Genomic DNA, 12,417 nt, shown 5'->3' on the forward strand with positions numbered 1-12,417 from the left:
ATCGATATCAGACATGATCTCGCAGGGAGTTTGAGATATGAAGCCAGTAACAAGTATCAGCCAGATCGCCAGCTTGTTGGCCGACCCGAAACGCAGTGCAATGCTATGGGCCTTGATCGATGGTATGGCCCGTCCTTCCGATGAGCTTGCCAGCATGGCCGGGCTGACGCCTTCTTCGGCCTGTGCCCACCTGGCCAGGTTGTCGGCCAGTGGCTTGTTGAAGCTGGAGCCGCGGGGGCGCAAACGTTATTTCAGGCTGGCCGCGCCGGAGGTCGGCGCGGCTGTCGAAGCGCTGGCCAGTATTCAGGTCAAAACCCCCGAAGACAGCCGCGAACAAGAGGTGGGCGGCATCCCGTTGTCCATGCGCCGGGCGAGGCTGTGCGGTGATCACCTGGGGGGCGAGCTGGCGGCGGACCTTTATCAGCGCCTGTTCGATGCTGGCTGGCTGGAGGGCAGCGAGCAGCACATCGAAGTCACCCAGTATGGACGTAGCCAGTTCGCCACCTACGGCATTTTCATCGAGGCGCTGGCCCAGCATCAACGTCGAAGCTTCAGCAGTTGCCGCTGTTGCAGTGAGTGGAGCGATCATCGCCCGCATCTGGGCGGCGCGCTGGGCAGTAGCCTGCTCAAGCTGTTCTTGCAGTCTGGCTGGATCCGCGAGAGTGAAACCTCGCGCATGCTGCAGATCAGTGCCGCAGGTCTGGCTCACATCAACCGTATGGCCCAGGTTGCCGTGTTGAAGACTGCTGGCTGAACCCAGGAGGTACGGTGTCTGGCGAGGTCGCTGCTGACAATGCGCCCGAAGGCAGATGCCGTGACACTCGGGGTTGGCACAACTTCCGGGGGGCGGAGTGGGAGCAGATTCACCGGTACGTCGGATCGCCGCGAAGGACTGCATCGCAGTCCGGTCTTTGGGGCCGCTGTGCGACCCTTCGTGGCGAATCCGTTCCCACCTTCCGCCCGTCAGGGTTTGACCAACCGCGCATCCAGGCTGTTCTGCGCCAGGCGCCGTGCCTGTTCCTGGGTCATGCCCAGGTGTTCATGCAGGGCTTGGAAGTTCTCGGTGACGTAGCCACCGAAGTACGCCGGGTCATCGGAATTGACCGTGACCTTCACGCCACGCTCGAGCATGTCGAGGATGTTGTGCTGGCTCATATGGTCGAACACGCACAACTTGGTGTTGGACAGTGGGCAGACGGTCAGCGGGATTTGCTCGTCGATGATCCGCTGCATCAGCCGCTCGTCCTCGATGGCGCGCACGCCGTGGTCGATCCGCTGGATCTTGAGCAGGTCGATCGCTTCCCAGATGTACTCGGGCGGGCCTTCTTCACCGGCGTGGGCAACGGTCAGGAAGCCTTCACTGCGGGCACGGTCGAACACGCGCTGGAACTTGCTCGGCGGATGGCCCATTTCCGAGCTGTCGAGGCCGACGGCGATGAAGGCATCGCGAAACGGCAGGGCCTGGTCGAGGGTCTTGTGCGCTTCTACTTCACTGAGGTGGCGCAGGAAGCTGAGGATCAGGCCGCTGCTGATGCCCAGTTGTTGCTGGCCATCCTTGAGTGCGCCGCTGATGCCGTTGAGCACCACTTCGAAAGGGATACCGCGATCGGTGTGGGTCTGCGGGTCGAAGAACGGCTCGGTGTGAATCACGTTCTGCGCCTTGCAGCGCTGCAGATAGGCCCAGGTCAGGTCGTAGAAGTCCTGCTCGGTGCGCAATACGTCGGCACCCTGATAGTAGAGGTCGAGAAATTCTTGCAGGTTGTTGAACGCGTAGGCGTCGCGCAGGGCTTCGACATCATTCCAGGGCAGGGCGATCTTGTTGCGCTCGGCCAGGGCGAACAGCAACTCGGGCTCCAGCGATCCTTCCAGGTGCAGGTGCAATTCTGCCTTGGGCAGAGCGTTAAGCCAGTCGTACATAGTGGTGAAATCTCATCAGGTGCGGTTGCCGCCATTCTACAGAGCTTGCGCTGCCCGCGCGGAGAAAGCTGACCAGGCGGTTGGCCGGGGAAACCTTCTACAGTGACTACAGTCACTAGCCAGTACCCACCTGCGCAGGGCCGCCGATGCTTGCACTTCTTAATCAGGAAAAGCCGCTGCTGCTCGCAGTGCTGCTGGCCGCGCTGGCCTGGCCGCTGCAGGGCCAGCTGCTCGGACATGGCCATGGCCTGGCGCTGTTTGCCGGCGCGGTGCTGGTGGCGGCGATCATCTGTGCCTCGATGCGCGTGGCCCAGCACGCCGAGCTGCTAGCGGAAAAAGTCGGCGACCCTTACGGCACCATGATCCTGACCCTGTCGGCGGTGATGGTCGAGGTGCTGATCCTGGCGATCATGATGAGCAACCAGGCGTCGCCGACCCTGGTGCGGGACACCATCTATTCGGCGGTGATGCTCGACATCAATGGCATCCTCGGCCTGGCCGCGCTGATGGGCGGGCTCAAGCATGGCGAGCAGTCGTACAACGATGATTCGGCGCGCACCTACAGCGTGATGATCATGACTGCCATGGGCGTGTCGATGGTAGTGCCGGAGTTCATTCCGCGGGCCGACTGGAAGCTCTATTCGGGGTTCACCATCGCCGCGATGGTGGTGCTCTATGCCTTGTTCCTGCGCATGCAGGTCGGGCCGCACAGTTACTTCTTCAGTTACAGCTATCCACAGAAAAAGCGCCGCGACCCGCAGGGCGGTACACCGGCGCCGGTGAATAAAGTCCGCTCGATCGCGATTCTGGTCAGCGGCGTGGTGATCATCGGCCTGCTTGCCGAAGTCATGTCGCACACCCTGGACTACGGCCTCGAAGGCAGCGGCGCGCCGCCGGTGCTGATGGCAATTGTGGTGGCGGCCATTTCTGCCGCCCCGGAGATTCTCACTGCCTTGCGCGCAGCATTGGCCAACCGCATGCAGTCGGTGGTCAATATCGCCCTGGGCGCGTCGCTGTCCACGGTGATATTGACCGTTCCGCTGATGGAGGCGATGGCGCTCTACACTGGCCAGCCGTTCCAGATGGCCATGACACCGGTGCAAACGGTGATGATCTTCATCACCCTGATTGTCAGCGCGATCAACCTGAACGATGGCGAAACCAACGCGATCGAGGGCATGACCCACTTCGTGCTGTTCGCCACCTTCATCATGCTGGCATTGCTCGGCCTTTGAGCCTTCAGCCAGCGATCAACTGGGCGGCGGCCTGACGGTGATCGGCGATCAGTTTCTGCACGTCGAGGCCTTCGATCTGGCCATCGATCACCCGCCACTGGCCGCCGACCATGACCCGGTCGGCGCGGTCGGCGCCGCACAGCAGCAGCGCCGAGAGTGGATCGTGGCTACCGGAGAAGCGCAGTTCATCGAGTTTGAACAAGGCCAGGTCAGCCTGTTTGCCCACCGCCAGTTCGCCGATGTCGGTACGCCCGAGCAACTGCGCCGAGCCGCGGGTGGCCCAGCCCAGCACCAGCTCCGGGGTGATCGCTTCGGCGCCATAGCGTAGCCGTTGCAGGTACAGGGCCTGGCGCGCTTCGAGAATCATGTTCGATGCGTCGTTGGAGGCCGAACCGTCCACGCCCAAGCCCACTGGCGCGCCGGCGCCGGTCAGTTCCAGGGTCGGGCAGATGCCCGAAGCCAGGCGCATGTTCGAACTCGGGCAATGGCAGATGCCGGTGCCGGCGGCGCCCAGGCGGGCGATCTCGTCTGGATTGAAATGGATGCCATGGGCCAGCCAGGTGCGCGGCCCGAGCCAGCCGACGCTGTCGAGGTAATCGACCGTGCGCAGGCCGAAACGCTGCAGGCAGAAGTCTTCTTCGTCGAGGGTTTCAGCCAGGTGGGTGTGCAGGCGCACGTCCAGCTCTGCGGCGAGGTCAGCGCTGGCGCGCATGATCTCAGGGGTGACCGAGAACGGCGAGCAGGGGGCCAGGGCGATCTGGATCTGCGCACCGTCGCCACGCTCGTGGTAGCTGTGGATAAGTCGCTGGCTGTCGGCCAGGATCACTTCGCCCTGTTGCACTGTCTGTTGCGGCGGCAGGCCGCCGTCGGCTTCGCCCAGGCTCATGGAGCCACGGGTGAGCATGGCGCGCATGCCCAGTTTGCGCACCGCTTCGACCTGCACGTCGATGGCGTTTTCCAGGCCATCGGGGAACAGGTAATGGTGGTCGGCGGCAGTGGTGCAGCCCGACAGTAACAGCTCGGCCAGGGCCACGCGGGTCGCCAGTTCAAGCTTGGCCGGGGTCAGCCGGGCCCAGACCGGGTAGAGGGTTTTCAGCCAGGGGAACAAAGGCTGATTGACCACCGGCGCCCAGGCGCGGGTCAGGGTCTGATAGAAGTGGTGGTGGGTGTTGATAAGCCCCGGCAGCACCACGTGTTCGCGGGCGTCGAAGACTTGTCCACAGGGGCGGGCCGGGGCTTGCCCTAGGCCGAGAACTTCGTTGATACGGCCGTCTTCGATGACCAGGCCGCCACGGGCGTCGAGGGTGTTGGCGGTGAAGATGGCCAGGGGGTTTTTCAACCAGATACGGGTCGCAGGCATGGTGCCGGCTCCTCTGAAAGTGGGTTCAGGTTAGCCAGCTCAGTGTTGCCCTGTCTGCTGATCCAGGTCCGCCGCGGTGGGCGAGGTGTCGAGTCTACACCCACCGCGCGAGGTTTCACCAGATCAGGCTTTCGCCTTTGTAGTTGATGAATTGCAAGCCACCTTTGCCGGCATTGGCCTTGATCTGCTCAAGCATGCCGCGGGTGCTGGTGAGCACGTCGATCTCGGCGTTTTCCCCGCCCATGTCGGTTTTCACCCAGCCCGGGTGCATGGCCAGGACGGTTTGCTGTGGCTGTTGCAGAGTAACGAAGCTGTTGATCATCGAGTTCAAGGCCGCCTTGCTGGCCTTGTACAGGCACATCTCGCTGCCGTCGGGAATGGCGACGCTGCCAAGGATCGAACTCATGAACGCCAGCACGCCGTCTTCGCGCAGTTGCGGGGCCAGGCGCTGGGCCACGCGAATGGGCGATACGGCATTGGTCAGGAACAGCTCGCCCACATCGGCCAGTTGCACGCGCTCAGGGTTCTGGTCACCCGGGCCCATGACCCCGGCATTGACGAACAGCAGGTCAAACACCTGCCCCTGCAAACGTTGCTGGAGGGCATCCAGTTGGCTGCCACTGTTCATTTCCAGGGTTTCGACCTGCACGCCGGGCAGGGCGCTGAGGATATCGGCCTTGGCCGGGTCGCGCACGGTAGCGATCACGTTCCAGCCGTCTTCCACCAGGCGTTGCACCAGGCCAAGGCCCAGGCCGCGCGAGGCGCCGATGATCAGGGCGATTTTGTTCGTGGACATGGAGAACTCCTTTCGAGGGTTATCAAACGTTGATCAAAGAATAACCAGTCTAGCCAAGCCGTGGCCCGGCAAGCTGTTGGCGCAGGGGTGCACGGCTTATCCACAGCTTGCTCCACAGTATTTGTGTGCAAGCATGCAGGCTGGGTACAAGCCGTGTAGTGGTGGCTTGCATGCGCAATAACTGGGGATAACTTACTGATTTTTCGCCAGTTCAAGCGCTGTCATGAAATCTTGATCAAAATATGATCGTTCTTCTGCAGGCCCCGTGGTTAAAGGCTCGCAGGCGAATGCCCAGAGCTTATCCACAGCCGGGCCCACAGTGAATGTGGGCAAATGTTCAGGCCCGTTCCAGCAGGATGCGGCCACGGCTGAGGTCGGCCAGCTGGCGTTGCAGCGCCTCGATCTGTTCCTCGCCCAGGGCCAGACGCAGGTCGACGCCATTGGCGGTGAACTTTTCGTCCAGCACCAGGCCATCAGCCTCGGCCACGCGCAATTTGAGCAGTGCCAGTTCGCTGAAGCTGCAACTGCAGGTCAGTTCGCTGCGGCTGACCAGCAAGCGCTTTTCTGCCTGCTGCAGGCACTTGTTGGCGCCGCCGCCGTAAGCGCGGGCCAGGCCGCCGGTGCCCAGTTGAATGCCGCCGTACCAGCGGATCACCAAGACTACCACCTGGTCGCAGTCCTGCGCCTCGATGGCCGCCAGGATCGGCCGCCCGGCGGTGCCGCCGGGTTCGCCGTCGTCGCTGCTGCGGTATTGCCCGCCCAGTTTCCAGGCCCAGCAGTTGTGGGTGGCGGCGAGGTCGCTGTGGCGTTCGATGAAGCTCATGGCTTCGGCCGGGCTACTGATTGGTGCAGCCAGGGTGATGAAACGGCTCTTGCGAATCTCTTCGCGAAACTCGCAGGTGTCGAGCAGGGTAAAAGGCATAAGGCAGATTCAGTCGCGAGGTGTCAGGCCACAGCCTTTAAGAATGATTTGGATAAGATTGTTGCTGGCATCTTCCATGTCCTGCTTGGTCAGGCGGCTGCGGCCGGTGACCTGGCAGATCTGGGTGGCGAAGTCGGCATAGTGCTGGGTGCTGCCCCAGAGCAGGAAGATCAGGTGCACCGGGTCGACCGGGTCCATCTTGCCAGCGTCGATCCAGGCCTGGAACACCGCGGCACGGCCCTTGAACCAGGCACGGTAGTCTTCGCTGAAATAGTCGCTCAGGCACTGCCCGCCGCTGATGATCTCCATGGCGAAGATCCGCGAGGCTTGCGGGTTGCGCCGGGAGAATTCCATCTTGGTGCGAATGTAGCTGCTCAAGGCCAGGGCCGGGTCGTCGTCGACGGTCAGGGCGTTGAAGGTGCTGTCCCACAACTCGATGATGTTGCTCAGCACCGCCACATACAGGCCGAGCTTGTTGGTGAAGTAGTAATGCAGGTTGGCCTTGGGCAGCCCGGCCTTGAGGGCGATGGTGTTCATGCTGGTGCCCTTGAAACCGTGGCGGGCGAATTCGTCCTCGGCGGCCTGGATGATGGCCTGCTCGTTCTTCTGGCGAATGCGGCCGGCGGGCTTGCCCGAGGCTTGGAGGCGATGCGCAGGGACTTCAAAGGTCATGAACGATTCCAGACAAGGCAATGGGTATCTCTTATGACTGGCTAACCTACCAGCATTAGCCCTCAGCGAGTAGCCGCCAGGCTTTCGAGGAAGCTTTCCAGGACCAGGTGCGGGCGCCGGCCCTTGCGCGTTACCCAGCACAGGCTCAGGTCATAAAAGCGCTCGGCGGGCTTGAGTGCCCGCAGCCGGCCTTGTTGTACCCAGAAGGTCGCGTAGTGGTCGGGCAGGTAGCCGATGTAGCGCCCGGTCAGAATCAGGAAGGCCATGCCTTCGCGGTCCGAGGCACTGGCGGTGCAGTTGAGCGCCTGGTAGTGGGCCTGGACATCGGCGGGCAGGCGGAAGGTCGGGGCGATGGCGTCCTGGCTGTTGAGGCGCTCATCGTCCAGTTGCCGGTCGTCGGCGTAAAACAACGGATGACCGACCGCGCAGTACAGCAGCGAACGTTCGCTGTACAGCGGCTGGTACTCAAGGCCCGACAGCGGGCTGGTCTGCGGCACCACGCCAACGTGCAGGCTGCCATCGAGCACGCCTTGCTCGACCTGGCTGGGGGCGATCATGCGGATCTGGATACGCACGTCCGGGCCGCGGTCCTTGAGCTGGGCCAGGGCATGGGTGATGCGCATGTGCGGCAGGGTCACCAGGTTGTCGGTCAGGCCGATGTTCAGTTCGCCACGCAAATGCTGGTGCAGGCCGTTGACCTCGGTGCGAAAGCTTTCCAGGGCGCTGAGTAATTGCAACGCCGATTGATACACCTCGCGGCCCTCCTCGGTCAGCGAAAAACCGGCGCGCCCGCGCTGGCACAGGCGCAGGCCCAGGCGCTGCTCAAGGTCGCTCATCTGCTGGCTGATGGCCGAGCGGCCAATGCCCAGGACGTTCTCGGCGGCCGAAAAGCCGCCGCACTCCACCACGCTGCGGTAGATCTTCAGCAGGCGGATATCGAAATCGCTGACCTGGGCCAGGGGTTGTGGACGTTTCACGCGGTGCCTTTGCGTTGAGGAACATGAAAGGCAGACAACATACGCTGATCAGACATTCTCGCGCCAGCGGCGCGCCTGGACGAGCAGGGCCGGGGCAAAGTGCAACAGCAGCATGCGCACCAGGTGGTGCGACAGCACCATCACCACGTTCAGCCCACCGCTGAAGGCGACGATGGCAATGGTTTCGATGGCCCCGGGCATGTAGGCCAGCCACAAAGTGAATGGATCACTGCCCAGCACCTTGGCGGCCACGCCGGCAAAGACGGCAGCGACCAGCAGCATCAGGCCCACCGACATCAGCCCGGCGCCGCCGTGACGGACCAGCTCCTTGAGGCTGATTTCCCTGAACCTGGCGCCGATCAGCACACCGAGGATCAGCGCGGCAAAATCGACGCTCCAGCCGGGCAGATGAAACGCCTGGAGCAAGCCCAGCTTTACATAGACCGCCGTGGCGATGATCGCCGTGAGCATGAAGGGCGCAGGAACACCAAGCTTGAGCAGCAGGCGCCCGAGCAGGATGCACAGGGCAAGCAGCGACGCCAGGGTCAGCAACAGGCCTGGATTAAGCGCGGTGCTCGCGCTTGCAGGAACATCGCTACCGGCGCGAATGCTCAGGCTGACCAGCAGGGTAATCGACACCAGGCGCATCAGGTGCACAACGATCACCTTGCTCGAAGCCCGTTCCGACTCGAGCAAGTCGAACACCGCAGCCAGGGCGCCGGGGTACACCGCCAGCAGTGAATCCTTGAGGCTCCAGCCGCACCCCCTGAACAGCCACAGGCCGGCGATGGCAATCTGCGCACTCAGGCACAGCAGCAGAAAACCCAGGCTCGGCAGGATGCTGGCCACCGTGTCGCTGTCCCAGGCTTCGAACATCAAGCCGGTGGCGATACCCATGACCAGTTGCACGTATTCCAGACCAAAGCGCAGGTCGGGGGTAAAGCGCAGCCGGCTGACCAACATGGCGCTGGCGACGATGGCGCCCAGCAACAGCCCGTGAGGCACACCGGCAAACTGTACGGCGGCGCCAACCAGGGCGCAGATCAGTAAACACAGGATGGTTTTCATGGTGAGTGTGCTTGCGCGTCCTGCGCCAAGTCTCCTGAAGGGGCCGCCCGCATCATGCGCCTTGCCGGGGTGCATGGAAACACTTTGTAACATCGTTGCGGCTGGATGTTGTGAATTAATGTTTAGCCGGTGGTGATCTGAAGATTAGAAAAGCCAGATTTTCCAAACCTTAAGCCCATGCCAATTTAGGCACAACAACACTTGTCGCTGCCCAATTGCCTTGCGAGGACTTGTCCGATGAATCTGCCTGAAAACGCTCCTGTCGGTCTGGCCAGCCAGCTCAAGCTGGACGCCCACTGGATGCCCTATACCGCCAACCGCAATTTTCAGCGCGATCCACGGCTGATCGTCGCCGCCGAAGGCAGCTACCTGACCGACGACAAGGGCCGCAAGATTTATGACGCCCTGTCCGGCTTGTGGACTTGCGGCGCCGGTCACACCCGTAAGCAGATCCAGGAAGCAGTATCGCGCCAATTGGGCGTGCTCGATTACTCGCCGGCTTTCCAGTTCGGCCACCCGCTGTCGTTCCAGCTGGCCGAGAAAATCACCGACCTGACCCCGGGCAACCTCAATCACGTCTTCTATACCAACTCCGGTTCCGAGTGCGCCGACACTGCGGTGAAGATGGTCCGTGCCTACTGGCGCCTGAAAGGCCAGGCCACCAAGACCAAGCTGATCGGCCGTGCCCGTGGCTATCACGGGGTGAATATCGCCGGTACCAGCCTGGGTGGCGTCAACGGCAACCGCAAGCTGTTCGGCCAGTTGCTCGACGTCGATCACATTCCGCACACCCTGCTGCCGGGCAATGCCTTCACCAAAGGCATGCCGGAGGAGGGCGGTATCGCCCTGGCCGATGAAATGCTCAAGCTGATCGAGCTGCACGATGCTTCGAACATCGCCGCGCTGATTGTCGAGCCGCTGGCCGGTTCCGCAGGTGTACTGCCACCGCCGAAGGGCTACCTGAAGCGTCTGCGGGAAATCTGCGACCAGCACAACATCCTGCTGATCTTCGACGAAGTCATCACCGGCTTTGGCCGCATGGGCTCGATGTTCGGTGCCGATGCCTTCGGCGTCACCCCGGATCTGATGTGCATCGCCAAGCAAGTCACCAACGGCGCCATCCCGATGGGCGCGGTGATCGCCAGCAGCGAGATCTACCAGACCTTCATGAACCAGCCGACCCCGGAATACGCGGTGGAATTCCCCCACGGCTACACCTACTCGGCGCACCCGGTCGCCTGCGCCGCCGGTCTCGCCGCGCTGGACCTGCTGGAGAAAGAAAACCTGGTGCAATCGGCCGCCGAACTGTCGCCGCACTTCGAGAAGGTGCTGCACGGGGTCAAGGGCGCGAAGAACATCATCGACATCCGTAACTACGGCCTGGCCGGCGCCATCCAGATTGCCGCCCGCGACGGTGACGCCATCGTGCGTCCATACGAGATCGCCATGAAGCTGTGGAAAGCCGGCTTCTATGTACGCTTCGGCGGCGACACCCTGCAGTTCGGCCCAACCTTCAACAGCCAGCCGCAGGAACTGGACCGCCTGTTCGATGCGGTCGGCGAGGCCATCAACCAGGTCGATTGATTGTCCCTCTATATATAAGCAGCGGGCGCGAGTGATCTCGCGCCCAGGCATACCCTCTTTCTGGAGTTCTGCATGAGCACTGTTCAACACCTGATCAACGGCGAACTGGTTGCTGCCGACACGCGCACCGCCGATGTCTTCAACCCGTCCACTGGCCAGGCTATCCACAAGGTTGCCCTGGCCAGCAAGCAAACCGTGCAGCAGGCCATCGACTCGGCCAAGGCCGCCTTCCCGGCCTGGCGCAACACGCCGCCGGCCAAACGCGCCCAGGTGATGTTCCGCTTCAAGCAACTGCTGGAGCAGAATGAAGCGCGTATCTCCCAGCTGATCAGCGAAGAGCACGGCAAAACCGTGGAAGACGCCGCCGGTGAACTCAAGCGCGGTATCGAGAACGTCGAGTTTGCCTGCGCCGCGCCGGAAGTTCTCAAAGGCGAGTACAGCCGCAACGTTGGCCCGAACATCGATGCCTGGTCCGACTTTCAGCCGCTGGGCGTAGTGGCCGGTATTACCCCGTTCAACTTCCCGGCCATGGTGCCGCTGTGGATGTACCCACTGGCAATCGCCTGTGGTAACTGCTTCATCCTCAAGCCATCGGAACGTGATCCGAGCTCGACCCTGCTGATTGCCCAACTGCTGCATGAAGCCGGCCTGCCTAAAGGCGTGCTCAACGTTGTGCACGGTGACAAGGAAGCGGTGGATGCGCTGATCGAGGCGCCAGAGGTCAAGGCCCTGAGCTTCGTTGGCTCGACGCCGATCGCCGAGTACATCTATGCCGAAGGCACCAAGCGCGGCAAGCGCGTTCAGGCCCTGGGCGGGGCGAAGAACCACGCGGTGCTGATGCCTGATGCCGACCTGGACAACGCGGTCAGCGCCCTGATGGGCGCAGCCTACGGTTCTTGCGGCGAGCGCTGCATGGCGATCTCGGTGGCCGTGTGCGTTGGCGACCAGGTGGCCGATGCGCTGATCGCCAAACTCGAACCACAGATCAAGGCGTTGAAGATTGGTGCCGGTACCTCCTGCGGCCTGGACATGGGCCCGCTGGTTACCGCCGCCGCCCGTGACAAGGTAGTTGGCTACATCGACCAAGGTGTGGCTGCTGGTGCGCAGCTGGTGGTCGACGGCCGTGGCTACCGGGTTGCCGGTAATGAAGACGGCTACTTTGTCGGCGGCACCCTGTTCGACCGCGTGACGACCGAGATGAGCATCTATAAAGAAGAGATCTTCGGGCCGGTACTGTGTGTGGTGCGCGTGGACAGCCTGGAAGAGGCCATGCGCCTGATCAACGAACACGAATACGGCAACGGCACCTGCATCTTTACCCGTGACGGTGAAGCGGCGCGCCTGTTCTGCGACGAGATCGAAGTGGGCATGGTCGGCGTCAACGTTCCGCTGCCGGTGCCGGTGGCTTACCACAGCTTCGGCGGCTGGAAGCGTTCGCTGTTCGGCGACCTGCATGCCTATGGCCCGGATGGCGTGCGTTTCTACACCCGCCGCAAAGCCATTACCCAGCGCTGGCCGCAACGTGCCAGCCATGAAGCGTCGCAGTTTGCCTTCCCGAGCCTTTAAGGCTTTAACAGCGGCTAGCTGCTAGCTGCTAGCTACAAGTTGAGCGCGGTGCTGCCGCTTTTACTTGCAGCTTGCAGCTTGCAGCTTGTGGCTAATAGCCAAAACGCCCCCGCTGAAACAAAGTTGAAATAAGTCCTTGACGCCCCCACAGATCTCTCTATAATTCGCCCCACTTCCGGCGCAGTCGGAACTGAAAACTCCTTGAGTTTCAAAGAGTTAGCGGTTCCAGGGTCATCCGGAAGGGCTTCGGTCGAAAGATCGACAGCGGTGAAAAAGGCAGTTGACAGCGGTTTGAAACGCTGTAGAATTCGCCTCCCGCT

12 protein-coding genes are annotated in these 12,417 nt (G+C 62.3%); 4 read left to right on the plus strand and 8 right to left on the minus strand.

The window, feature by feature from the left end; genetic code table 11:
• Nucleotides 1-37: 37 nt before the first annotated feature.
• Nucleotides 38-754 (plus strand): ArsR/SmtB family transcription factor, encoded by a 717-nt coding sequence (locus ACZ9A3_RS27075; RefSeq protein WP_476253304.1) that lies wholly within the window; start codon nt 38-40, stop codon nt 752-754.
• A 209-nt stretch (nt 755-963) separates the two neighbouring features.
• Here the strand turns inward: ACZ9A3_RS27075 and ACZ9A3_RS27080 are convergent, their stop codons facing one another.
• Nucleotides 964-1,917 (minus strand): adenosine deaminase, encoded by a 954-nt coding sequence (locus tag ACZ9A3_RS27080; protein WP_476253305.1) that lies wholly within the window; start codon nt 1,915-1,917, stop codon nt 964-966.
• A gap of 146 nt (nt 1,918-2,063) precedes the next feature.
• Here ACZ9A3_RS27080 and ACZ9A3_RS27085 point away from each other — a divergent pair, with 146 nt between their 5' ends.
• Nucleotides 2,064-3,152, plus strand: coding sequence for a calcium:cation antiporter (locus ACZ9A3_RS27085; RefSeq protein WP_093376411.1), 1,089 nt, complete (start codon nt 2,064-2,066; stop codon nt 3,150-3,152).
• Between the two features lie 4 nt (nt 3,153-3,156).
• On the opposite strand, the gene ACZ9A3_RS27090 is transcribed toward ACZ9A3_RS27085, so the two are convergent.
• The 6 genes from ACZ9A3_RS27090 to ACZ9A3_RS27115 form a co-directional block, all read right to left on the minus strand.
• A complete protein-coding gene (locus ACZ9A3_RS27090) occupies nt 3,157-4,512 on the minus strand; it encodes an 8-oxoguanine deaminase (protein ID WP_195885619.1) in 1,356 nt (451 codons plus the stop codon).
• A 115-nt stretch (nt 4,513-4,627) separates the two neighbouring features.
• Complete coding sequence (locus tag ACZ9A3_RS27095) at nt 4,628-5,308, minus strand: SDR family oxidoreductase (RefSeq protein ID WP_045197095.1); 681 nt, start codon at nt 5,306-5,308, stop codon at nt 4,628-4,630.
• A gap of 337 nt (nt 5,309-5,645) precedes the next feature.
• Nucleotides 5,646-6,230, minus strand: coding sequence for an IMPACT family protein (locus ACZ9A3_RS27100; RefSeq protein WP_476253306.1), 585 nt, complete (start codon nt 6,228-6,230; stop codon nt 5,646-5,648).
• A gap of 9 nt (nt 6,231-6,239) precedes the next feature.
• Nucleotides 6,240-6,902 (minus strand): TetR/AcrR family transcriptional regulator, encoded by a 663-nt coding sequence (locus ACZ9A3_RS27105; protein ID WP_093376396.1) that lies wholly within the window; start codon nt 6,900-6,902, stop codon nt 6,240-6,242.
• A 62-nt stretch (nt 6,903-6,964) separates the two neighbouring features.
• Complete coding sequence (locus tag ACZ9A3_RS27110) at nt 6,965-7,879, minus strand: LysR family transcriptional regulator (protein ID WP_093376392.1); 915 nt, start codon at nt 7,877-7,879, stop codon at nt 6,965-6,967.
• Between the two features lie 48 nt (nt 7,880-7,927).
• Entirely contained in the window at nt 7,928-8,947 is a 1,020-nt protein-coding gene (locus ACZ9A3_RS27115) for an AbrB family transcriptional regulator (protein ID WP_476253307.1), read from the minus strand.
• 237 nt (nt 8,948-9,184) lie between these two features.
• On the opposite strand from ACZ9A3_RS27115, the gene aptA reads away from it, so the two are divergent.
• Together aptA and ACZ9A3_RS27125 are read left to right on the plus strand one after the other, a co-directional pair.
• Nucleotides 9,185-10,531, plus strand: coding sequence for an omega-aminotransferase AptA (gene aptA / locus ACZ9A3_RS27120; protein ID WP_093376384.1), 1,347 nt, complete (start codon nt 9,185-9,187; stop codon nt 10,529-10,531).
• A 72-nt stretch (nt 10,532-10,603) separates the two neighbouring features.
• The gene (locus tag ACZ9A3_RS27125; RefSeq protein ID WP_045197105.1) at nt 10,604-12,097 is read left to right on the plus strand and encodes a CoA-acylating methylmalonate-semialdehyde dehydrogenase; all 1,494 of its coding nucleotides are present in this window, start codon (nt 10,604-10,606) and stop codon (nt 12,095-12,097) included.
• Between the two features lie 32 nt (nt 12,098-12,129).
• On the opposite strand, the gene ACZ9A3_RS27130 is transcribed toward ACZ9A3_RS27125, so the two are convergent.
• Nucleotides 12,130-12,417: hypothetical protein (locus ACZ9A3_RS27130; RefSeq protein ID WP_476253308.1), on the minus strand; the 288-nt coding region annotated here is incomplete at its 5' end.

It is taken from the genome of Pseudomonas sp. TE4620 (assembly GCF_056279045.1).